We start from the raw sequence: 24343 nt of genomic DNA, 5'->3' as shown, positions 1-24343 counted from the left end.
TTTAATTTTTTTATTGAATCCCGAGGCTTCGGTACTGTTTGCTATTAACCGTTCTAGTGGTTGATTAAAGTTTAATATCGTTTCCTTGATAAAATTGTAATAATTGATGGTATAAAATGTTTAAGTATTTTGCTTGTAAATAATTTTGTTGTGCATTGGTGAATGTATTTTGGTTAATTACCAAATCAGTAGTACTTAAATCTCCTAGTTCGTATTTTTTTAAGGCTAGTTTATATGATTGTTCAGCAGCTACTTTAGAGGCATCAGCGGCCACTAATTGCTCTTGAGCAGATAATGTATTTTGATACGCCGTTTCTATTTTTTGATAGACTTCCTTTTGCGTACTTTGCTTTTGTATTTCAGCTTTTTCAATATTTATTTTTGCAGTCTGTACAGCAGCTTTGGTTTGATTTTTATTAAATATTGGTATCGTTAACGAAAGCCCCAGTTTTTGGTTAAAATTGACATCAAATTGATCTGCAAAAGTATTGTCATTAATACTGGTATAGCCAGACCCTAAACTTCCTGACAGGTATAATGACGGTAAAAAACCACCTTTTGCGATTTCTAATTCTTTTTCATTAGCAGCAATATTTAAGTTGCTTGCATTAATTTCTGGTAAGGTTTTTAAGGCCTTATTGTAAATTTCAACCTGATTAAGTTCAAGATTTACTAATTCTATATTCTCATTTATAGTTTCAATTTCTAATTCATCTGAAGGTGTTAATTCTAGTAACTGTTTTAAGGCGATGATATATTGTTGGTAGTCATTTTTTGCTGCAATAACATTGTATTTGTTAGTTGCGGCTTGACTTTGAGCATCGGTATAATCGTTTAAGGCGATAGTACCAGCATCTAGACGTGTTTTAGCACGAATAACTTCTTGTTCTGATGCTTTTAAATTATTCTCGGCAATAGTTACGCTTTCTTTACTATATAAAGCTTGTAAATACGTTTCTAAGATATTTAACTGAATGTTGTTCTTTTCAACTTCTTCTAAATATATCCGTTGATCTAGGAACAATTTATTTTGTTTAATCTGATTGTTTAATTGATTTCCTTGAAATAAGGTCATAGAGCTATTGATACCAATATTGGTGCTGTTAATTTGATCAGAAACATAATCGCTTGTGATGGGGTCTATGCTGGTACCACTAGAATAGTTTTGCGATGCACTACCAAATAAATTAGGTAATCTAGAAGATTTAGATTTACTATAATCTACCTTGGCAATTGAGGTGTTTAAGGCGGCATCTTTTATCGTAATATTATGTTCCAACGCATAGGTTATACACTCTTCTAACGACCATACTTTCGTTGAATTACTTGTCGCTTCTTGTCCAAAACTAAACAGGCTAAATAGTAGGCATGCTATAAAAAAATAGTATTTCATTTTTGTGTGTATTTTTATTTTACACTACAAATGTGATACTAAATCTATTTTTATAAAAGAGTAATAGAAGTTTAGCCTTATTGTCTATACCAAAGGCTTATTTCTATCGATGATATTTTTTTGGTATATGGGAATGTGTTAAAAAAAGAGCGGATTTACAACGAAATATTATAAGACTTACCGAAAGGTTCTAGTTGTTTTTAGTATCTCTTTTAATTAGATTATAAGTCTAATTCATCATCACCATCGGGTAATTCTAAAGCTTTTACAGATTGTATGGCATTACCAGCAATTCCTTTAATAGAACCATACATATCTATGGTATTGGTAACCACTTTTTCAATTTGTTTTTCTCTTTGTTTCCAAATTCTTTGCATGGAACGCTTTTCACTATCTAAATCAGATTTCATTTGAGTAAAGCCTTCTACAATAGCCTCAATCTGCATTCTAAAAGTACTACTGGTAAGATAGTCATAAAGTAAATCCATTTTGTCACCTTTATTTTCTTGCGAAATAATGGCATTATTTACTTGTAAGATACCTTCTCTTAAAACGGTACAAAGACCTTTAAATTCATCATAATTACAGATCCAAATACCATCTTTTAAGCCCATTCTATCCATATCAGACGGCATAACTTCAGTTACTAGAACGCCTATGTTTGCACCACGATCTCGTATATCAGCTTTAAATTTTTCAATCCAGCTCGGTTGAAAATCTTTAGTTCGTTTACTCTCATAATAAATAGTACCACAGTTTTGTTCAGTTCTAGAATGAACAATTTGAATACAATCTCCTCCTCTTGCTCCTTTTTTTATTTCTTCAATGGTGTCTAAAGGAAATTTTGATGCCAACCACTCTTCTATTGCTAATTCTTGCACTTCTCCTTGCAATTGCATGGAACCTTGTTCCTGCTTGCGTTTCATTTCTTCGGTAAGCTTTTTCTGGTCTTCTAATTGCTTTTGCATTTCTTTGAAACGCAATTCATTTTTGTCCTCTTCAAGTTTCTTAATTTTCTCCTTTTCACTGATAAGGATTTCATTAAGCTTTTTTTGAGCTTCAGCTTCAGCAGCTTCTTTTAATTCTCCTTTTTCACGCTTTAGTTTTTCAATCTCAGCTTTAGATCGATTTAGTTCTTTTACCTGCTCAGACTTCTCATTTAATTCTTTTTGCAAAGCATCAAATTGCTCGGATTGTTCCTCTTTTAATTTTAGTTTTAATTTCGCTTCTATTTCTTTCTTATCTGCCTTAAGTTGATTTTCTAAACGCTCTTGGAATAATTGATTTTCTTTCTTTTTCTTTTGTTCAAAATCAAGCTTTTCTTGTTTTAATTTATCTTGTTCACGCTCATACTTCTTCTTTTCTTCAGCAATTTGCGACTGGTATTTTTGTTTTATTTCTTCTTCTAATTGATGTGATAAAATATCTTGAACATCTATTGAGGTGCCACAATTGGGGCATTTTATTTGCGTTTCGTTTTTCATTTAAACTTTAGTTTGTTTTATCTGACCTTCAAAATTACTGTTTATAAAATTTATATAACAAGTAAAACAATTTGTTTTACCTCTGTTCCATTGGTAATTTACTGTTTAACTTCAATAGACTCAATATTAAGGGGTCATTTATTAATCATGATAAATCTAATGAGTTCTTTGAAATTATCTTTTAAAGATAGTTTCGAAATGTACAAAATATTTAAATAAATAAAAAAGGGTCACTACTCCATTGGATCAACAATGTTAAATGTTTATTAATAAAAATGAATGTTCATTCTTTTTTCATAACTTTGTCCAATAATTATAAATATCATGGCTAAACTTCAGAAAAGTATAGATAAGCAAAATGCTCTTATTAAAGCAACAATTGAGTTGGTTAATAATAATGGTTTTCACGCAACACCTATGAGTAAAATTGCGAAAATGGCAAATGTATCACCTGCTACCATTTATATTTATTTTGAAAACAAGCAAGATCTTGTCAATCAGACCTACTTAAAAGTAAAATCTGAATATACAGACTATGCATTTGCAACGTATAAGGAAGATATGTCTGTGGAAAAAGGTTTTGAATTAATCTGGAAGCGGATTGCAGATTTTAAGCTTAAGGAATGTGAAAACGCTATGTTTTTAGCTCAGTGTGATAATACTCCGATGATTGATGAACCAAGCAGACAGGAAGGAATTAAACATTTACAACCCCTACTCGATTTATGGGAAAAAGGAAAAAAAGAAGGTATTATTAAAAACATTTCAGATTACCTTTTATTTGCCTATTCGATAAATCCATTATCTTTTTTGATGATGATTCAAAAACGAGGAGCATTTCAATTGGATAAAACACATATTGAAGAAGCTTATCAATCAGCGTGGAGTAGCATAAAAGAATGTAAATAAAATTTTCACATGAAAAAAACAGCGATACTATTAGGAGCTACCGGTTTAACTGGTAATATTTTACTTCATAAATTATTGGAGGATACCAGGTATGATACTATCAAATTGTTTTCTCGTACTAAAATCGAAGGTTTACCTAATAAAGTAACCCAATTTGTAGGAGACCTTTTGAACTTAGAACAGTTTAAAGAAGATTTTAAAGGAGATGAAGTGTATTGTTGTATTGGTACAACTGCTAAAAAAACACCTGACAAAGAATTATATAAACAGATAGATTATGGAATTCCGGTTGCAGCGGCAAAGCTTTCAAAAGAGAATAATATTACTACTTTTTTAGTGATATCAGCTATGGGAGCAAATAAAGAAAGTAGTGTGTTTTATAATAGAACAAAAGGCGAAATGGAACATGAGGTGTTGGAGCAAATTATAATGCATACCTATATTTTACGCCCTTCCTTAATAGGTGGAGAACGAAAAGAAAGAAGAATCGTAGAAAAAGTGAGTTTGATTGTTTTTAAAATTATACAACCTTTATTTATTGGCAAATTTAAACAATATAAAATTATAAATCCGGAAAGCATTGCACAAGCAATGTTGAATTTAGCAAATAGAACAAGTAATGCGGAAGTAATAATTACTTCAGACGATATTAAAAAATTAGCAAAAAAATAGTAAATAAAAATTAATTAAATGGAATTATTAGACAAATTAAATTGGAGATATGCTGCAAAAGCAATGAATGGCGAAAAAGTAGCTGAAGACAAAATTGAACGAATATTAGAAGCGGCTCGTTTAGCACCGACCTCTAGTGGTTTACAACCTTTTGAAATTATTGTTATTAAAAATCAAGCTATTAAAGAAAAAATAAGACCTGTGGCATGGAATCAATCTGTGATAACAGACTGCTCTCACCTACTTGTTTTTGCTGCTTGGGATACTTATACAGAAGGTAGAATCAACTATATGTTCGATCTTACAAATGATATTCGTGGATTTAAAAATGAAGGATGGGAAAATTATCGTAAAATGCTACTAAGTACCTATCCACAAAAAGATGCGGAAGAAAACTTTAACCACGCTGCCAAACAAGCATATATAGCATTTTCACAAGCTATTATTGCTGCGGCATTTGAAGGCGTAGATTCCACACCATTAGAAGGTTTTGATCCTGCTGCTGTAGATGAGATTTTAGGGTTAAGAGAAAAAGGATTACGTAGTGCTGTAATGTTACCATTAGGGTACAGAAAACAAGATGAAGATTGGTTGGTAAATCTTGAAAAGGTTAGAAAACCTATGGGTGATTTAGTGACTGTAATAGAATAAAAAAAAAACGATCATGATAAAAACAATTTTATTAAAAAACAGACCAGAAGGAACACCTTCAATGTCAGATTTTGAATTTATTTCAGAGGAATCTGATTTAAATATAAAAGAAGGGGAACTACTTTTAGAAACAACATACGTTTCTGTAGATCCTTATTTACGAGGAAGAATGAGTGCTGCTAAATCATACGTTCCATCTTTTGAATTAAACAAACCCATACAATCAGGTGTTATTGCAAAAGTAATCGCATCTAAGAATAAAAATTTTGCAGTTGGCGATTTTGTTTCGGGAATGTTAGCATGGAAAACCAAACAAGTTTCTAATGGTGATGGCTTGTTAAAAGTAGATGGTTCAAAAGCTCCTTTAAGTACGTATTTAGGTGTTTTAGGGATGACCGGTTTAACTGCCTATTTAGGTTTAGAACAAATTGGTAAACCTAAAGCAGGAGAAACATTAGTCGTTTCAGGTGCTGCTGGTGCCGTAGGTAGTGTGGTAGGACAAATAGGAAAAATTCTAGGTCTAACGGTAATTGGTATTGCAGGTACAGATGAAAAAATAGAAATGCTGAAAAACAAATTTGGTTTTGATGCGGGTATCAATTACAACACCAGTAAAGATATGAACGCAGACATTGCAAAAGCAGCACCGAACGGTGTAGATATCTATTTCGATAATGTCGGTGGTCCTATTTCAGATGCCGTTCTTTTCAACATTAACCGCTTTGCACGAATGATTATTTGTGGAGCCATTTCTGTTTATAATAACAAAGAATTGCCTAAAAGTATTAGTGTACAACCCTTCTTAGTGAAAAACAGTGCATTAATGCAAGGTTTTATTGTTTCTAACTATGCGGATAAATTTCCAGAAGCCATGAAACAATTGTCAACATGGTTAGCTGATGGTAAGTTGACATATACAGAAACTATTGTAGATGGTTTTGATAATATACCTCAAGCTTTTATCGATTTATTTGAAGGTAAAAACAAAGGGAAAATGATTGTAAAAATTTAAAAAAATAAGAAGATGAACAATTTTGAATTTAGAAACCCTACCAAAATTATTTTTGGAAAAGGTTCAATAGAAAAACTAAAAAATGAAATTCCTCAAGATGCCAAAGTATTATTACTCTATGGTGGAGGAAGTATTAAGAAAAATGGTATTTACGAACAAGTAACATCGGCATTAGCAGATGTAGATATAATTGAGTTTGGTGGTATACCTGCCAATCCAGAATATGCTGTATTATTGAAAGCATTGAAAGTAATAAAAGAGGAGAAAATCACTTATTTATTAGCCGTTGGTGGTGGTTCTGTTATAGATGGTACCAAATTTTTATCTGCGGCTGCTTTATATGAAGGTGATACCCCTTGGGATATTTTATCTAAAAGTATCAGAACAGAAAAAGCAATGCCTTTTGGTACGGTGTTAACATTACCTGCAACAGGTTCTGAAATGAATTCTGGTTCTGTTATTACGAGATCTGAAACCAAAGAGAAATTGGCAATGGGCGGTCCAGGCTTATTTCCTATATTTTCAATACTAGACCCTCAAGTTATTACTTCAATTCCAACACGTCAATTGGCAAATGGTTTAGCAGATTCGTTTACGCATGTGTTAGAACAATACTTAACCTATTCGGTAGGTGCATTACTTCAAGATCGATTTGCTGAAAGTATTTTACAAACATTAGTAGAAGTGGCACCTAAAGTAATGAAAGATCCAACGGATTATGACGCCGCATCTAATTTTATGTGGAGTTGTACAATGGCTTTAAACGGATTAATTCAACAAGGAGTACCAAGCGATTGGGCCGTTCATGCTATGGGACACGAACTTACAGCTCTGTTTGGTATAGATCATGCACGTACTTTGGCGGTAATTGCACCTAGTCATTACAAGTATAATTTTGAGGCTAAAAAAGAAAAATTAGCACAATATGGTGAACGTGTTTGGAATATAACGGAAGGAAGTATCGATGATAAGGCATATGCTGCAATTGAAAAAACAGTTGACTTTTTTCATCAATTAGGTATTGACACAAAATTATCTGATTACACTAAAGATTATGAAGGTACTGCTGAAAAAATAGCACAACGTTTTACAGATCGTGGTTGGTTAGGTTTAGGTGAATATAAAACGTTATCACCTGACAAGGTTGAAAAAATTGTAAAAATGGCGTACTAAATTTAAGGATAACATATAAAAAATAAAAAAAATGAAAATATTATTTGTATTAACCTCTCATGATAAATTGGGAGACACAGGAAAAAAAACAGGATTTTGGGTTGAAGAATTTGCAAATCCATATTACACATTATTAGATAAAGGAGCTGATATTACATTGGCTACTCCAAAAGGTGGTGCCGCTCCTATAGATCCAAGTAGTGATTCACCAGATGCTGCAACAAAAGACACAGAACGTTTTAATAATGATGATGTAGCCAAAAATAAAATTGCAAATACAAAAGTATTGGCAGATATGAATGCTGATGATTTTGATGCTGTTTTTTATCCTGGTGGTCATGGTCCTTTATGGGATTTAGCGAATGACGCTAATTCAGTAGCATTAATAGAAAAGTTTAATAGTCAACACAAACCTATTGCTTTTGTATGTCATGCTCCCGTAGCCCTAATGAAAGTTAAAAATTCAGAAGGTTATCCATTGGTTGAAGGTAAAAAAGTTACTGGTTTTTCAAATTCAGAGGAAACTACAGTTGGCTTATCAGCAGTAGTACCTGTTTTAGTAGAAGATATGCTTATAGAGCATGGTGCATTTTATTCAAACGTAGAAGATTGGGCTCCTTATGCAATACAAGATGGGAATTTAATTACAGGTCAAAACCCTGCTTCATCTGAGTTAGTGGCTGAAAAGTTATTAGCAAGCTTGAAATAAATAGAATCATTTCATATTATTAAAAAGGTTGTCTCAATTTAGGCAGCCTTTTTTTTATGAGCTGTATTTAGCTATAGTTGGTAATTACTCTGATTTATAATCCCAATTGAAACCATTTAAAATCCCGAAAAAAATGGAATACATTATACTATAACTTCCTTATAATCGTTTTGTTATCATTGTAAACGTTGGAGATCTCTACATTTAAATCATTATTAAAGACGCTTAATTTCTACTAAACTTGATTTTAAAAAACACTCATGAAAAGCCTTTCGTATGCCGTTTTATTTTTAATTTGTATCTTCAATACCTCTTGTAGTGAAACCAATTTTCCTGGTGATGATGTTGATATTGAGGGGCTCGGTGATTCTGACACTGATATTACTACCGATACTGATGCTGTGTATGGAGCAGATGTTGAAAATTTAGATGATGACGGTTTACCTGTTCGACTTTTTAGTGCACAATTGCCCATCATAACAGGAAATAAAGAATATATTATAGAGTTAGAACGATGGGATATTCCGAATACAAATACTGATTTTTCCAAAACCACCACTAATTTACAAGCAGCTATTGATTGGGCACATGACGAAGGGTATAGTCGCGTTATATTGCCTTCTGGTGAATATTTAGTAGGTGAAGATGTAAATGATATTTACTATGGTGGTATTGAAGTTCATGGTAATACTGAATTCGTTTTTAGTGAAGGTGCTGTATTATCAATACATGCAAATAATAAATGGAATTACTGTGTTTTAAGTTTAAATGGTGATAATATTATTGTACGTGATGGTGTAATAAAAGGGGACCGTGACACACATGTTTTTACCGCTCGAGAAGATGGTAAAACGGCACATGATGAAGGACATGGTATTTGTTTGAAAGGCAATAATAATGTGCTCATACAAAATATGGAATTGCATAGTCTAACAGGCGATGGCTCTTTATTATTAGACTCGAATGATGTTACTTTTATTAATAATACTATTTATAATAATAGACGTCAAGGTATTTCAATTGTTGGAGGTGTTCGTGTTGAAATTAGAGATAATGAAATCCATCATATTAATGGTACTTCTCCACAATTTGGTATTGATATTGAAGGGCCAGGTCGTATCGATGAAGATATATTGATACAAGATAATTTTTTCCACCATAATGCCGGTGGAGATATTGTTAATGCAACGGGTGAAAATGTCTATATTCTAGATAATGTAATGGAACAAGGTGAGGATAGTAAATATACAGATGGACCTATTGTTAGTTGGCATAAAACACATAACATTATTGCAAGAAATTCAGTTACCATGATCAATGGTTCTGCTAACGGACGTTTAGGTTATATTCAATACTCAAGTGGAGGCGATAAAGGTCATAATAGAGCAACATTTGTACATGATAATGTAATGAATAATTGTGGAATGTATATGTATAAGAGTTCTGATGCCGATGTAAGACGCAACCAATTTCTAGGATACTTTTTAGCGTTTTCTGATTTTGACAATGTCATCTTAGTCGATAACCTCGTTACCTATTCTGAAGAACATACAAATCTTAGATACTGTTGGTCTTATCGTTTTAAAAATGCTAGAGGTTTTGCAAGCGGTAATTATTTAGGAGATGATTTGGAAGCACTTCCTTTAAGTGAAACCGAGCCTTATACCATGCAATGTGTACTAGATGGTTGGTAGCCTAAAAAGTTGTAATTGTAATAAGAATTATAAAGTTTATTCATTCAGATAATACAATCCATCTAATAGATCTAAAGGGAGCTTATAATTATAACAATCTGCTTACTTATAATGCTAAATTAAAGGAAATCTTTATTCCTTGTATAACCATACCTGTTCCGATTATAGATATAATCAATCCCATTATCTTCCCAATAACTGAAATTACATTATTACCTATTTTCCTAACTACAAGGTCGCTTACTCGAAAGGTTAGAAAGGTTAAGAAGCAAAGTAAACCGAACATTAAAATAACTATTAGCGTTTTAATATTACTTGCATTTGAACTAAAATTCATTGCAGTTACAATTGTACCTGGTCCAGAGATAATAGGTATAGCTAGAGGGGAAACGGCAATATTTTCATCAATATGAACATCCTTAATATGTTTTACATTAGATTTTTTGGACTGTAACATCTCAAATCCTACAAAAAATACTAAAATACCCCCAGCAATTTTAAATGCTGGAATACTGATTTGAAACATTTCAAAAATAAAAGTTCCCAATAGTACAAAGACAGTGACAATAATAAAAGCAATAAAAGTGGCTCTTTTATTTATACTACGCTTTGTTTGTTTATCAGCACCTTCAGTCAATGTTAAAAAAATCGTCATATTTGTAATCGGATTTGCAATAGCAAAAAAACCAGTAAATACGGTAATTGCAAAAGTAAGCAGGTTATCCATTGATAGATTTTATTAATTTTCAGTAATTAACTGATGTAAAGAAATGGTATTAAAAAAAAGCAAATTTAGCTATTTTCTTTGATATGGATGGAGAAAGATAATATTGTGCTAAAATTAAAGTGTACTATTAATTGGTTAATGTAGTTAATAACATTTGAGTTTCTCTTTTTGATCGTAAATAAAAATTACCTTGGCTAAAATATATTTCAATTATAAAAAAGATGGCATCAAATTATAAAAGTATTATTGAAAATGGATACAACCTTGCAAAATCTCTTAAAGATGAAGGCAAAATAGCGACCTATATACCGGAGTTAGCTAATGTAGATCCATCAATGTTTGGCGTTCATATGACCAAAAATGATGGTACTGATTTTGGAATTGGAAATTATAAAGAGAAATTTTCAATTCAAAGTATTGCGAAGGTATTATCACTTACTTTGGCTATAAAAACGATAGGCGAAAAAGTTTGGAACCGTATAGATGTTGAACCATCTGGAACTAAATTTGACTCCCTTTTATTATTAGAAAGTTATAAGGGGATTCCTCGTAATCCTTTTATTAATTCAGGAGCTATTGTTATTTGCGACATATTGATCACACATCTAGATAATGCACCTAAAGATTTTTTAGCATTTGTAAGAAATTTAAGTGATTTACCCACGCTCTCCTATTCAGACAAGATTGCAGATTCAGAAAAAGCAACGGGTTATAGAAATGTCGCACTCTGTAATTTTATAAAATCATTTGGAAATATTAAAAATGATCCTGCTGTAGTGCTTGATTTTTATTTTGATATGTGTTCTCTAGAAATGAACTGTCAGCAACTCTCTTATACTTTTTCGTTTTTAGCCAATGGTGGTCGTAAATTATCAAATGGAGAAAAAATAATAACCAATAGTCAGTCCAAACGTATTAATGCTCTTATGCTTACTTGTGGATTTTATGATGAGTCTGGAGAGTTTGCCTTTAAAGTTGGGTTACCTGGAAAAAGTGGTGTTGGTGGCGGAATTGTGGCATTATATCCGCATAACTATACTATTGCCGTTTGGAGTCCAAAATTAAACCCAAATGGAAACTCATTTAGAGGAATGAAATTACTCGAAGAAGTTACAACCCACTCGGAACTGAGTATATTTTAATATACTATGCTTTGTGTAGAAACCGCTTCTGGATACATCACGATAAAAAGTATGGCTTTCGAATTGACGGTTTCCTTCAATTGAATTAAATCATTAAATACTTAAAAGAATGTCCTTATCGTTTGGGTAACAATAATTGGTGAATGAATTTCATTTTATCAACCACTCCAGGTGAAATTTTAAAAGGATACATATCTGGAACGCCCATAGCTCTGTTAATACTGTTGACTGCAAATGACAATGGAACGCAAGTTCGAATGATAACATCAAAATTTTCAATGGTATAGGGATCGAATGTAACCTTAGCTTTCAACTTCTTTTTCTTACCAATTGGCTTCACATTAATTCCAAAAAAATAAGCAGTTTCTACCATCTCCATAACATGTAAATAATGTGCCCAAGTTTCTGCCCAATCTTCCCAAGGATGCGATGTAGCATATTTACTTATAAATGTCTTTTGCCAATTTTTAGGAGCACCGTCTTTATAATAATTCTGTAAAGCCTCTCCATAGTCCAATTGTTCATTTCCGAAAATGGCTCTAAAACCTGTCAATACTTTCTCGTTACTATGTACCAATCTGTCCCAAAAATAGTGTCCAACTTCATGTCTAAGATGGCCAAGTAAGGTTCGATAGGGTTCAAATAATTGCTTTCGCATTTGCTCTCTCAATACAGAGTCTGCTTCCCGTAAAAGGATGGTGATTACACCATTGGCATGCCCTGTCATGAGATTTGGATTGTTTTGTTGTGCTATAAAATCAAAACAGAATCCCGCTTCATTATCTTCTTTGCTAATTAAGATTAACCCAATTTTCTGAAGTTGATAAATCAAACGATGCTTAGCGACTTCTAAATGTTGCCATTTTTCAAAATTTTCTTTGTCGGAAAGATTGGGTATGGTTCTGTTTAATTGACAAGCACTGCAATAGTCATTTGGATCATTCTTTTCAATTAACCAATTACAAACCTCATATTCGTTATTCTTACAATATTTATATTCTATTTGTTCTCTATCTGAAATAAGGACATCTCCATGAGGATTAAAGGTAAGCATTTTACGATCTGTATCTCTAAAACCTGATAAATGTCCACAATTTTCACAAGTATAGTTTTCGAAATATAATGCATGATCACAATGACCACATTGAAATATTTTCATAGTGTTATAATAATTGCAAAAGTAAGTAAATGATTGATATTGGCTTATACCATTTCAATTGATAATTGATTTATATAATTATATCATTTCATTATTGAGATTACACTCATTAATGAAGTTTATATAGAAAGATTCTATAGTTGAAGAAAATTTATAATTAATAGAAAATGTAGGTATTATTGTTGTTGCTGTTGCTCCTGTTGTATTAACGCCAAATTATGACGATAGCTATTCTTGTCAATAATAGGAGCATCACTATATGGAAATTCAATAGTATCAATATTACTTTTTACGGTACTCACTTTTACTTTTACAAACAAATCTTCTTCTACGTTCCCTTTGAAAACACCTTTTACAGGTGCACAATCTTTATAGCTACGTCCTACTGCTAGTTTTACATGGTACAAATTAGCAATTAAATTGTTTGTTGGATCAACACCTAACCATCCATAATTGGGAATATAGGCTTCTATCCAAGCATGTGTCGCTCCTTCACCTCTTGAGGCATCATCACTAGGGCAAATATAACCACTAACATATCGGGCTGGAATTCCTAACATCCGTACCATTTGTAATAAGATATAAGTAAAATCTTGACAAACTCCTGCTTTCATTTGCCAAACTTCATCTAATTTAGAATTTACATGCGTAATTCCCTGTATATATTTGAAATTGGAATAAATATATTCACAGAAATCCATGACCATTTTATAAGGTGAAATACTTGTAAAATCTTTAGAATTTATCATTTCAGAAATTTCAGGCGTACCATCAAAAGTAATGTACTTTAAAAAATCTATAAATTCTGGTTTATTCTTCAAGTCTTTTAAGGCTTCCCATTGCAATTTTACATCTACATTTTCATCAGGAAATAATTTGGTCGTTTTTTTAACCTCAATTTCGGAAACGATAGAAAGAAAATTATGGGGTTCTGTAACCATAAATGTACCTACCAAGTTGTTGTAAAAATCTAAATAAGTAGCTATACTTGGTTTATTGCTTATGGTAAGTTTTTGCGATATAATCTCTTGAAATTCATTAGCAACTGGATAAAGTTTAATCTGATTGGCACCATCAATAACAGCATGGCTGTAACTGTATTTAGTGAGATGCTTAATATAAAATGTCGGCATAACTTTACTTAGTTAACTTGTGAAAAATAAACGGTATTTACCGTTAATGAAATGTTTTTTATATCCTCCTTAATATCTTTAATAAAATTATCAAGACCTTGGGCGTTAATACTCTCAATAGTAGTGTATTTTATTGTACTTTCAAGCTTTCCTAGTAAAAATTCTAAATTATTTTTTTCCAATTCGTTACTTTGAATGAGACTATTGATATGTTTATTGAGTTTGTTAATGCAATAATATACAGATTTAGGAAACAATTCATCTTGAAAAATCATGGTGATGATATTTTCTTGCTCGAATGAAGATTTATGTGTTTTTAAATAATGTCTGTAGCCACCTATACTTAATAAAAGGTTTTTCCAGTAGAAACTTTGTTCTAATTTATCAGTGGTTTTACTGATTTCCATTAGTTTTAAAGCAGTAAATTCTGAAATTAAAATAACACGTTCTAAATAACGACCAACATTTAGAAAATAATAAGACGCCCCCCTTCCTTGGGTAATTTCCATGTTGGCATAATAATTTAGATGAAAAAATTTTAGATTGTCCAAAAATTCCAATGGATCTTCTTCTTGTAATTTTTTAGGTAAGTTTTTGTCTATTAAAAACAGATAATAATCATTAATACTTAACCACATCTCTCTGGAAATATGCTCTTGAACACTTCTTGCATTTTCTCTAGCCTTGGTAACTATATTTAAAATAGAATTACTATTATTTGTATTAAATACCATATGTTCAATACATTCAATAGCATCTTCTGTACTAAAGTTGGTGCCATCAACATCATAATTGTGAATGATTGGTGTCCAAGAAAATAATTCTGGAGAATCTTGATTGGCATAAAAATTTACTTTAAGTAAACTTAAAATACCATAACCTCTTTCCATATATCTATCTAACCAAATCAGGTTATTTGCTACTCTACTTAACATGTTTTTCTATGTATTAAATTATTCAATTACCCAAGTGTCTTTACTACCACCACCTTGTGAGCTATTTACAACCAAAGATCCCTTTTTCAATGCCACTCTGGTTAGTCCACCTGGTGTAATATCAACTCCATCTACTCCATTTAGTGCAAAAGGCCTTAAATCAACGCAACGAGGTGTCAGTTGCCCATCAATACTGCAAGGTGCTGTAGAAAGTCTTAGAATAGGTTGTGCAATAAAACCAGCAGGATTTTTATCAACGGTATTAAAATAATCTTTTATTTCTTCATCATCTGCTTCATGACCCATTAGCATTCCATAACCACCACTACCATCTGTTTTTTTAATGACCATGGTTTTAATATTATTCTTTACGTGTTTATATTCCTCAGGATTAGCCAATTGATAAGTTTCTATATTTTTTAAAAGAGGTTCTTCATTTAAATAGTATTTTATCATGGCAGGAACATAGACATAAATAGCTTTATCGTCAGCAACACCGGTACCAGGAGCATTTACTATGGCAACATTTCCTTTTCTATAGACGGCCATAATACCAGCCACTCCTAAAGTGCTACTTGCATTAAACTCTAATGGGTCTAAAAATTCATCATCAACACGTCTATATATAACATCTACTCTTTTTAATCCATTGGTTGTTTTCATATAGACATGATGGTCTTTTACCAACAAATCTCTTCCTTCAACCAATTCTATTCCCATCAACCTAGCTAAGGTGGTATGCTCGTAATAGGCTGAATTATAAATTCCAGGAGTCAATAGTACGATATTTGGATCGTTCTGATCTGAGATCTCCTTTAATTTTTTATATAATAAATCAGGATAATTTGCTACGGATCGAATATTATTTTTAGGTAAAATTCCAGGAAAAATCCGTTTTGAAATTTCTCTATTCTCAAGCATGTAGCTAACCCCTGAAGGCGTTCTTAAATTATCTTCTAATACATAAAATTCACCATCATTATTTCGTATTAAATCTACTCCGGCAATATGAACATATATATCATGAGGGACGTTTACGCCCATCATTTCACGTAAATAATTTGGACAATCATAGATTAATCCAGCAGGAATAATTCCATCTTTTATTATAAATTGATCGTGATAAATGTCTTTTATAAATAAATTGAGTGCTTTTAAACGCTGTTTTATGCCTTTGTCTATTTTATCCCATTCTGATGCCAATATTACTCTTGGCACAATATCGAAAGGAAATATTTTCTCAATACCTTCATTATCACTATACACAGTAAAGGTTACCCCTTGACTCATAAACAATTGCTTTGATAGTTCTTCCTTTTTATCTAATATTTCTTTAGAGACACTTTTTAAATAAGTATTGATTATTTTGTATTGAGCCCGTATCTCTGTGTTATTTTTATACATTTCATCCCATGTATTGGCTACGAGATCATAAGAAGAAAACTGTTTTTCGTTTTTCATATTCTTTAACTTGTCTTGTAAATATAATGTTATATTTTTAACATAAATCAAAATTGTTTAAAATATACGCATCAATGTAGGTAATTTGTTGAATTATATTTAAACTTGAAAATATTTTGCACAATTTTATAAATAAGGATCAATATTTTCTAAATTCAACAAAATTTTAGTTTGGCTCCTTATTATAATTAGTATTTTGGCTCTATGAAGTTGTAAAAGAATTGTTTTGTAATGAATATTAAAACAAAAGACGTCCAAAATCAATATCAAGGTTGTATACATACGCCACAACTGTGGTTGAAGGATACTGTTTTGGGATTGGAACAATTTGAATTTTCTAAAATGGATGATACCATTTTTAACGAAGTACTTCCTGTAAATTTAAGATTAGGTAAACGTGTGGAACGTTTTGTGGGTAATGAATTAAAGCAAAATGATACGATTGAAATACTCTTGGAAAATATGCAAATTCAAGATGGGAAAAGAACAGTTGGCGAATTGGATTGTATCTTAAAACAAGATGATACCCCCATACATTTGGAAGTAATTTACAAATTCTATTTATTTGATGAATGTGTGGGTACAACTGAAATTGAACATTGGATAGGACCTAATAGAAATGATACCTTGGTTAAAAAACTAACCAAATTAAAGGAAAAACAACTACCACTACTCTATTCTGAACACACAAAACCTATTTTGGAAGATTTAAAACTCAATGCCGTAGATATAAAACAATTTGTTTACTTTAAAGCTCAATTATTTGTTCCCTATACTTCAGAAATTCCAGAATTTAAACTTTTAAATAGGCACTGTTTGGCTGGATTTTATATTCACCTATCAGAAATAGGTAAGTTTACGGACTGTAAATTTTATATACCTTCAAAATTGAATTGGCTTATGGCGATTCAAACGCAGGTAACTTGGCTGAATTTTGATTCTTTTTCCGGACAAATAAATACACTTATCCATGAGAAAAAGGCCCCACTTTGTTGGTTGAAACGACCAAATGGTACTTTTGAAAAGTTTTTTGTGGTTTGGTGGAGTTAGAACTATGTTTTAATTCAAACCAATAGTACCATCTAGATGGTTTGTACATTATATTGATTACGCAAATTAATACCAACAGAATTCATAGATTTTTTTTGACTATTTGAATTGATAGATGTTTTAAAGTTAGACTGTTTATACTTTGCAGTTCTAATTTAAAAATATATTAAAAATGAAAAAATCTATTATTTTAAGTTTAGTGTTTAGTCTTGTTTTAGCATTTAATGTAGAAGCTCAAAGTTGTAATCAAGGAACGAAGATGGCGAAAAGAACATGGGAAAAATTTGGTACATGGAAGCCAAATATTTCTTTAATACCGTTTAAAAGTAAAGTTGATAAAGTAAAAAGAGCATGGAACTATATTGCCGGTAATCGCTCATCTACAATTGGTCCTCGTTACTTGGAAGTTGATGGTGGTAATGAAACAGGCAGTATCACGGGCCAAACCAAAAGGACCTTTGTAACACCTCCTTCATTTAATAATACGATGAAAATAACCATAAATAAGTATGATGGTAGGGCTGAAACTGGTGTTGTAATCTGTTCACATGGAAAAGACGGAGTTACTAGAACTATAAAAACCTACATGTTTCCAAATAATAGAAATGGAAAAAATAAAGTGTTTACATTAACAGGTGTTAAAGGCAAAGTAATCACTGTGGCCATGCTCAATAAATCAGTAGCTAATAAGTTTAAGTACCGTATAAACGCGAAATAAGTTTTATCGCTCGGACTTCCTCAAACCCGTATCTCCCGGTAAATCATGTTATTAGGACTTGCCACTTTTATACTGTAAAAAATAGAAAATTTATGAAATTGTATTAGGGAATTGCATGGCATATTGCAAGTATCAGAGACCCCTTATAAAAAATCTGATGCGTTAAATATTAAATAGATTAATATGAAAAAAGTTATTTTTATGATAGGAGCTGTCTTATCATTAACCCTAGTTTCTTTTAATGAAACACAGAAAGGAACAGTAGTAAAACTCAGAGATGGAAATTATCAGGTCAAAAACCTTGATACTAACCTAAAGGATTTAATATCTCAGTTAGGTGAGTTTAAAGGCTGGAAAGAAAGTACGGTACTTACAAATAAGGTAAATGAAATTGACCTAAATGGTAAAGTGATTGATCTTTCTAAGCTTGAAGGAGTTAAAGGCTGGAAAGAGACTGCGGTAGTACATAAATCGACTAAAACTGCAGCTATACATGATAATATTCATAAAGATTTAGTATCCAAAACGATATGGCGTGATAAAGAGTTTAAAATGGAGGGGGTAAGAAATGCTCAAAGCCACATTGATAAAGTGATGAATGAATTTAATTAAACCTAAAGGCATTATTAAAAAATAATAATGCCTTTTAAAGTTTTATTATGAAGTACCTAAATACTTTCTATACTTTTGTTTTTTTTGTTATTTTTATATTAACTATATCCGTCAATACAAGAGGCACAATAAAATCGTATACTCAATTTTACAAAGCTGATAAGGCTGATTCAATTTTAATCAAAAATAATTTATTCAATGCGGCCCTATTTATTGAAAAAGAACCCATTTCAATATTCTTGTCTTATACTGGTTTAGAAACAGGTTTTGGCTTTTTTGCACCAAACGTAGCCAGCGAATATATTACGGAGTTTAAGGTATATTCAGAAGACAGTACTCTTATAAAAACGAGTAATTTTCCAAACTTTAAAAGAAAAGAGAGCCTTACTAGGATTAAAAGTGCATATCTAATGTTTGAAGAATACTTTAATGATAACAAAGATTCTTTAAGGTTAAAAAAATGTAATATTTTCTTAAAAGGATTAGCTCTTCGCGTATTACTTGACGAAGAAAAAGGGAAATATGTGCACTCCAAAGTTTACCTCTATCACCATCCTTTATTAGGTCAATTAGATGAAGATCCAGAAATGATACCAATTTATACTTTAATAAAATCTCAAAAATATACCAAAGATGATGCTTGGAAACACCTTAAGTAATAAATTTAGTTTAGAACATCAAGATGATTATTTAGTTTTTTTTAGAACGGCAGTTGCATTATTTATTGGTATACATTTTATTTCTATTTATCAAGATATTCCATACTTGTTTGGTGAAGAAGCATTAATTCCAAATAAGGTAACTGACATATATGTTCCAAGTTCTGACATTAGTCTCTATAGATTTTTAAAAATTACGAATTTGGACCCTGCTTTTGTTTGGGCTCTATTCACCTTTTTATTCGGAATAACAGTGCTATTTTTATTACTTGGTTTTTTAACACAACCAAGTGCCATTTTACTCCTTTTACTACATTTATTATTAGTTAAGACCAATGTGTTTTTTAATTATGGTGTTGATTACTTTACAAGTATTTGTTTGTTTTTCCTTTGTTTTCTACCATCTAATATCAGTAAGTCATTAGATTCATTAATTTTTAAGAGACTCATAAAAAAAGCAAGAAATAAGCTTAATTTTCAGCGAATCCGCGTTTATCTACAAGTATTTATGGTTATTTCTTATTTTTTTTCTGGATTTGATAAATTATTAGGGCATAATTGGAGAAATGGTGAGTCAATCTGGAAAACCTTGACCTTGCCATATTCTAATTTAGATTTTAATATCAATTTAGAATGGTTGGTTAATTACCAATGGATTATGATTGGTATGGGCTGGTCTGTTATTATCCTAGAAATGTGTTACTTTCTAATTAATATAGAGATACTCAAAAAGTATTGGTTAATCGGCATAATAGCAATGCATCTTGGAATTGCATTAGTTTTAAATTTGTATTTCTTTTCCGCTATTATGATTATTCTAAACCTAACGGCTTATTATAATTTTGAAGCAACTAAACATATCCCAAATAAATATCCTAATTTACTTACTAAAGCTTTAAAATAACACTTTTTAAGTAGGGAAATTAATATTTATAGTGGTGCCTTTTCCTACAGCAGTATCCCAATCTATGACACCATTTAAATAAGCAACTCTACTTTCAATACTTTGTAAGCCGAGTCCTTTTTTGTCTTTTATTTTTGAAAGGTCAAAACCTTTACCATCATCTTCAACCATTAAATGCACCGTAGTAAGATGTGCATACAGCTGAATAAATATTGATTTAGCATCAGCATGCCTTTTTATATTGGCTACAATTTCTTGAATTAATCTATATACCATAACTTCTTGAGTAGCATCTAGTTTTGGCAATTGGTTTATTTCTAAGGTTACGTCATAATTTTCAATTTCTAAGCGTTCGGTAATATCTTTTATTCCATCTTTCAATCCTGAAATTACTAATGCATGCGGCATCATATTGTGAGATATTCTTCGAACTTCATTACATGCTTGATCAATTAAAAGTTCCGTTTTCTTTATTGTTGGCTTGTTTTCAGTTTTATCTTCTTGTGTTGCTAAAAAATGGGACTTTACAGAACTAAGAAGCCCTCCCAGCCCATCATGTAAATCATTAGCAATTCTAGCTCTTTCTTTTTCTTGGCCATCAATCATACTATTTATGGCCGTTATACGGTTCTCTTGTTGCAGTTTTACTATTTCCTGATTCTTAAGGGTTTGCTCCTGTTCGGTAATTTTACGCTGGTATTTAAGTCTTTTTCTATAAAAGATTACAATTAACAATGCGATGACCGAAAGAACAATGAAGCTTGATATTAATCTATTTCTTTGCCTATTCTTTTCTTCGATAATTAATTTTTGTTGAGCCTCTTTTTTATCAAACTCATATTGCATCCCAATTTTGGTAATATTTCGAATATTTTTTTCGTTAAAAACAGAGTCTTTGAGTTGTGTAAAGCGTTCATATTTTTGTAAGGCAGCTTTATGGTTTCCTAAGCTATTTTCAACTTTGTACAGACAGTCGCACGATTTTATTTTAATATCATTATCATTTGTTTTTTCTGCAATTTCGAGGGCTATGGTACAATCTTCTTTAGCCTCTTTTATTTTATTTAATTCAAAATTTATTAAGCCTCTTTCAGACAATGCCATCATTTCACCTCGTTTGTAGTTTTTTTCTCTGCTTTGAGTTAAAACTTGATTAAAATAGGATAATGCAAGAGCTGTACTGTCTAAATTTTTGTAGGCCACACCAATATGAAAGTTAGAAATTGCAATAAACCTTTCTGGTAATTTCGCCTCTATTTTTAATTGTTTTGCTTGTTTAGAAACCTTTAAGGCTTCTTCAAATTTTTTCATTTTATTTAAAAGCTCTCCTTTATTACTTAGAATTATTGCTGCGTTGGGCTTGTTTTTTAGAGCTTTTGTAAGTTTAAAAGCATTTTCATAATTAATTAATGCGTTATCATAATCATCTATTTTAAGGTATAAATTCGCTAAACTATTAGTTATGGTAGATATATTTCCTCGTCTTTTAATTCTTTCTTTAAAATCTAACGTTAGTGTGTCTACTTTTTCTAAAATTTGTTTCGCATTTAATTGTGTGGTAATTGCCAAGGACACATCCCCTACTTTATTGTATATGCCACCTCTAGTCGTCATTATTGTAGCTTTTAAAACCAAATCGTTTTCACTAAGATTTTCATCTGCTAAATCAAGGGCTACAAGGCTAGAATCAATTTGAGAATGAAAAAAGTGATAATTGCCTAAAGCATAATATGAATTTGCTAACAATAATTTTTTATGCTCATCTTCTTTTCCAGAAATTTCTAAAGCTTTAATGATAAATTTTTTGGTAGCTGGAACATATCGATTTCTACCTGCAAAAGTGAGTAAGTTCATCACCTTTTTCTTAGTCAATATTTTACTAGTTATAATAGAATCAAAAGCTTTATCTATTTTGTTTTGTGCACAAAGACTGGATATTGCGAACAAACATATTAAAATAATTACTACAACTTTTGAAGTAGATGGGAGGCTCTTATTAAAAGACATAATGAATGATTATTTTGAATCGATATGAAAAATACTGCTTTTTAAATAAAATATCCTCTATTTTAAAATTAGAACCAAAAAATCTATGAATTCATAGATTTTTTTATGCTATATGAATTAAATGATAGTTAAAGTGTGCAATCCATCTAATTTGCAATTGAATTTAAATAATCACAATTATGGAACTTACAATAGCATCTCAAACAAACATTTCAGAAATTAAAGAAAGTCTAAGTGTTCAATTCCCAAATTATAAGGTAAAGTATGCATTCTTAAACAAAAAAGCTCTTAATGTAATTAATGGTTCATCTATGGTTATCATTTTTCATAAAAAAAATGAACTCAAAGTTATGAGCAATTTGAATATTATGAAGTCTTGGATGTTTGTAGTTTTTGTACTACTGTTATTTTTAACTTTTGTAGGTGGTTTTATTTTTTACGGAATTATTTGGCACAAAAAAAAGAAAGAATTTAGAGCATTAGAACAAGAAGTTGCAGATTTCATAAGAGACACTTATGGACAAAGTAATTAAGCGAATCGTAACTACTTTAATTACTAACAGTGATAATAATAAAAAACTATAAAATCATGAAAAAATACGGATTCTTAATAGCACTAGTAATTTGTTTTTCTTGTGCTTCTGAAAACCAACAAAAAGGACTTGATAAAGTGGTCTCTCATTTTGGTGGAAATGCATCGTTTTCAAAAAGTATTAATACAGCATTAGGTCAAGAGACTATAAAATCGTTCGACATAACTATTTCTAATAGTTTTATGTTAGACACGTTACGACAAGATTTATCAACTGCTACTATAGCAATGCTATTGTTTGATAGTTTTTCTCAAGAAGAAAAAGATGCTTATAATCAAATTGGTGTAGAATTGGTAAATTCTAGCTCAAACAAACCATCTGTGTATAAATATAATTCCAAAACTTTAATTAACCTTTTGGATCAAAATGAAATATTTATTGATTTTTCAGAAAACCTTAAAAAAGAAAATTATGAGCTTATTTCTAAAAATGTAAAACCTAAATATAGAACAGAAACTTTAGCAAGAGGTTTAAAGCAATTTATGAAAAACCTAACAGACAAACATGGTAATTTAGTGAGTTATAAAGCTACAGAAGTAGGTGTGTTTAATACCAAAGAAGAGCAACAATATAAATTCAAGGGTTTTTTGACTTTTGAAGACGGTTATTATCGAAATTACTTCATTACTACTTCAAAAGAAGTCGATGTAGATTATATTGCAGGATATCAATTGGATCTTTATTAAAAAAAATAGTATTTTTAAACAAATTATGATATCACATTGAGTTAAACATCTTTAAACTAAACTATTTTATGATTAATGTTTTTATTATTGACGATCACCAAATGGTTATTGAGGGGTTTAAATTGTTGTTACAAAATGAATCTGAAATAGAAGTTATTGGTCATGCACTTAATGCTGAAGATGCTATTGAAAAACTTCCTAGTATACATCCTGATGTAATACTTTTAGATATTAATATGCCAGGTATGAATGGAATAGATGCGTGTAAGGAAATTGTAAAAATTCTTCCAACAGTAAATATTATTGCAATTACAATGCATAAAGAGAGTAGTTTGATCAAAATGATGCTTGGCAATGGTGCAAAAGGTTATGTTTTAAAAAATGCAGGAAAAGCTGAACTTGTAGAGTCTATAAAAACCGTTTCTAAAGGTAAAATGTATTTGGATAAGGCCTCTAACGAAATTGTGTTAAACAAAATGGGGAATTCAAAGAAGAAACCGAATACCAGTAGTCTTTTTCCAAAATTATCTAATCGAGAAAAAGATGTATTAAAACTGATTCTTGATGAACATACTACCCACGAAATTGCCGAAAAACTCTTTATCGGTTTTGGTACAGTTGAAACCCATCGAAGAAATATGTTGATTAAAACAGGAACTAGAAACACTGCTGGTTTAGTACGTGTTGCTCTTGAATATGAACTCAACAAATAACTTTTTAACCAATATCTAAAACCTATATGAATTCATAGACTTTTTTATTGTCACTGAATTCTTAGATACTACCAACATAATTGTAGGGTATATTGCAATTATAAATAGACAACATCACAATACTTTTATAAATCTAGAATATGGTTG

At 30.9% G+C, this 24343-nt stretch carries 24 protein-coding genes; 16 read left to right on the top strand and 8 right to left on the bottom strand.

The window, feature by feature from the left end; genetic code table 11:
* Positions 1–64: 64 nt before the first annotated feature.
* Both FF125_RS10920 and FF125_RS10915 read right to left on the bottom strand, forming a co-directional pair.
* Positions 65–1393, bottom strand: a complete 1329-nt coding sequence (locus tag FF125_RS10920) for a TolC family protein (protein ID WP_138949801.1) — start codon at positions 1391–1393, stop codon at positions 65–67.
* A 221-nt stretch (positions 1394–1614) separates the two neighbouring features.
* Complete coding sequence (locus FF125_RS10915) at positions 1615–2877, bottom strand: DUF2130 domain-containing protein (protein ID WP_138949800.1); 1263 nt, start codon at positions 2875–2877, stop codon at positions 1615–1617.
* A 324-nt stretch (positions 2878–3201) separates the two neighbouring features.
* Here FF125_RS10915 and FF125_RS10910 point away from each other — a divergent pair, with 324 nt between their 5' ends.
* From FF125_RS10910 to FF125_RS10880, 7 genes are all read left to right on the top strand, one after another.
* Positions 3202–3786: a TetR/AcrR family transcriptional regulator gene (locus tag FF125_RS10910; protein WP_138949799.1), complete on the top strand. Its 585-nt coding sequence runs from the start codon at positions 3202–3204 to the stop codon at positions 3784–3786.
* Between the two features lie 9 nt (positions 3787–3795).
* Positions 3796–4458: an NAD(P)H-binding protein gene (locus tag FF125_RS10905; RefSeq protein WP_138949798.1), complete on the top strand. Its 663-nt coding sequence runs from the start codon at positions 3796–3798 to the stop codon at positions 4456–4458.
* A gap of 18 nt (positions 4459–4476) precedes the next feature.
* A complete protein-coding gene (locus FF125_RS10900; protein ID WP_138949797.1) occupies positions 4477–5109 on the top strand; it encodes an NAD(P)H-dependent oxidoreductase in 633 nt (210 codons plus the stop codon).
* 13 nt (positions 5110–5122) lie between these two features.
* Positions 5123–6121, top strand: coding sequence for an NADP-dependent oxidoreductase (locus FF125_RS10895; RefSeq protein WP_138949796.1), 999 nt, complete (start codon positions 5123–5125; stop codon positions 6119–6121).
* 12 nt (positions 6122–6133) lie between these two features.
* Positions 6134–7294, top strand: a complete 1161-nt coding sequence (locus FF125_RS10890; RefSeq protein WP_138949795.1) for an iron-containing alcohol dehydrogenase — start codon at positions 6134–6136, stop codon at positions 7292–7294.
* 31 nt (positions 7295–7325) lie between these two features.
* Positions 7326–8003, top strand: coding sequence for a type 1 glutamine amidotransferase domain-containing protein (locus FF125_RS10885; protein ID WP_138949794.1), 678 nt, complete (start codon positions 7326–7328; stop codon positions 8001–8003).
* Between the two features lie 260 nt (positions 8004–8263).
* Positions 8264–9697, top strand: a complete 1434-nt coding sequence (locus FF125_RS10880) for a right-handed parallel beta-helix repeat-containing protein (protein WP_138949793.1) — start codon at positions 8264–8266, stop codon at positions 9695–9697.
* Between the two features lie 106 nt (positions 9698–9803).
* Here the strand turns inward: FF125_RS10880 and FF125_RS10875 are convergent, their stop codons facing one another.
* On the bottom strand, positions 9804–10424 hold the full coding sequence (locus FF125_RS10875) for a MarC family protein (RefSeq protein ID WP_138949792.1): 621 nt from the start codon (positions 10422–10424) through the stop codon (positions 9804–9806).
* Between the two features lie 221 nt (positions 10425–10645).
* Here FF125_RS10875 and FF125_RS10870 point away from each other — a divergent pair, with 221 nt between their 5' ends.
* The gene (locus tag FF125_RS10870) at positions 10646–11566 is read left to right on the top strand and encodes a glutaminase (RefSeq protein WP_138949791.1); all 921 of its coding nucleotides are present in this window, start codon (positions 10646–10648) and stop codon (positions 11564–11566) included.
* A 115-nt stretch (positions 11567–11681) separates the two neighbouring features.
* Here the strand turns inward: FF125_RS10870 and FF125_RS10865 are convergent, their stop codons facing one another.
* The 4 genes from FF125_RS10865 to FF125_RS10850 form a co-directional block, all read right to left on the bottom strand.
* Positions 11682–12725, bottom strand: a complete 1044-nt coding sequence (locus FF125_RS10865; protein ID WP_138949790.1) for a zinc-binding metallopeptidase family protein — start codon at positions 12723–12725, stop codon at positions 11682–11684.
* A gap of 176 nt (positions 12726–12901) precedes the next feature.
* Positions 12902–13858 (bottom strand): transglutaminase family protein, encoded by a 957-nt coding sequence (locus FF125_RS10860; RefSeq protein ID WP_138949789.1) that lies wholly within the window; start codon positions 13856–13858, stop codon positions 12902–12904.
* A gap of 8 nt (positions 13859–13866) precedes the next feature.
* On the bottom strand, positions 13867–14793 hold the full coding sequence (locus tag FF125_RS10855) for an alpha-E domain-containing protein (RefSeq protein ID WP_138949788.1): 927 nt from the start codon (positions 14791–14793) through the stop codon (positions 13867–13869).
* A gap of 18 nt (positions 14794–14811) precedes the next feature.
* Positions 14812–16254 carry a circularly permuted type 2 ATP-grasp protein gene (locus FF125_RS10850; RefSeq protein WP_138949787.1) on the bottom strand — a complete coding sequence of 481 codons (1443 nt, stop codon included), beginning with the start codon at positions 16252–16254 and terminating at the stop codon, positions 14812–14814.
* 231 nt (positions 16255–16485) lie between these two features.
* On the opposite strand from FF125_RS10850, the gene FF125_RS10845 reads away from it, so the two are divergent.
* The 5 genes from FF125_RS10845 (at position 16486) to FF125_RS10825 (ending at position 20197) form a co-directional block, all read left to right on the top strand.
* Positions 16486–17304 (top strand): DUF1853 family protein, encoded by an 819-nt coding sequence (locus FF125_RS10845; RefSeq protein ID WP_138949786.1) that lies wholly within the window; start codon positions 16486–16488, stop codon positions 17302–17304.
* Between the two features lie 172 nt (positions 17305–17476).
* Positions 17477–18022, top strand: a complete 546-nt coding sequence (locus FF125_RS10840) for a hypothetical protein (protein ID WP_138949785.1) — start codon at positions 17477–17479, stop codon at positions 18020–18022.
* A gap of 183 nt (positions 18023–18205) precedes the next feature.
* On the top strand, positions 18206–18634 hold the full coding sequence (locus FF125_RS10835) for a hypothetical protein (RefSeq protein WP_175418911.1): 429 nt from the start codon (positions 18206–18208) through the stop codon (positions 18632–18634).
* Between the two features lie 47 nt (positions 18635–18681).
* Positions 18682–19293, top strand: coding sequence for a hypothetical protein (locus FF125_RS10830; RefSeq protein ID WP_138949783.1), 612 nt, complete (start codon positions 18682–18684; stop codon positions 19291–19293).
* On the top strand, positions 19268–20197 hold the full coding sequence (locus tag FF125_RS10825) for a hypothetical protein (protein WP_138949782.1): 930 nt from the start codon (positions 19268–19270) through the stop codon (positions 20195–20197). The genes FF125_RS10830 and FF125_RS10825 overlap by 26 nt, the downstream gene beginning before the upstream one ends.
* A gap of 6 nt (positions 20198–20203) precedes the next feature.
* Here FF125_RS10825 and FF125_RS10820 read toward each other — a convergent pair whose 3' ends face one another.
* Positions 20204–22204, bottom strand: a complete 2001-nt coding sequence (locus FF125_RS10820) for a tetratricopeptide repeat-containing sensor histidine kinase (protein ID WP_138949781.1) — start codon at positions 22202–22204, stop codon at positions 20204–20206.
* A 179-nt stretch (positions 22205–22383) separates the two neighbouring features.
* Here FF125_RS10820 and FF125_RS10815 point away from each other — a divergent pair, with 179 nt between their 5' ends.
* The 3 genes from FF125_RS10815 to FF125_RS10805 all read left to right on the top strand — a co-directional run bounded on the left by FF125_RS10815 (position 22384) and on the right by FF125_RS10805 (position 24196).
* Entirely contained in the window at positions 22384–22737 is a 354-nt protein-coding gene (locus FF125_RS10815) for a hypothetical protein (RefSeq protein WP_138949780.1), read from the top strand.
* A 56-nt stretch (positions 22738–22793) separates the two neighbouring features.
* Entirely contained in the window at positions 22794–23483 is a 690-nt protein-coding gene (locus FF125_RS10810; protein ID WP_138949779.1) for a hypothetical protein, read from the top strand.
* A gap of 68 nt (positions 23484–23551) precedes the next feature.
* Complete coding sequence (locus FF125_RS10805; protein ID WP_138949778.1) at positions 23552–24196, top strand: response regulator transcription factor; 645 nt, start codon at positions 23552–23554, stop codon at positions 24194–24196.
* The last annotated feature ends 147 nt before the right edge of the window (positions 24197–24343 follow it).

The sequence above is a fragment of the Aureibaculum algae genome, from assembly GCF_006065315.1.
GTDB classification, from domain to species: domain Bacteria; phylum Bacteroidota; class Bacteroidia; order Flavobacteriales; family Flavobacteriaceae; genus Aureibaculum; species Aureibaculum algae.
This window is presented reverse-complemented; position numbering and strand designations above follow the sequence as displayed.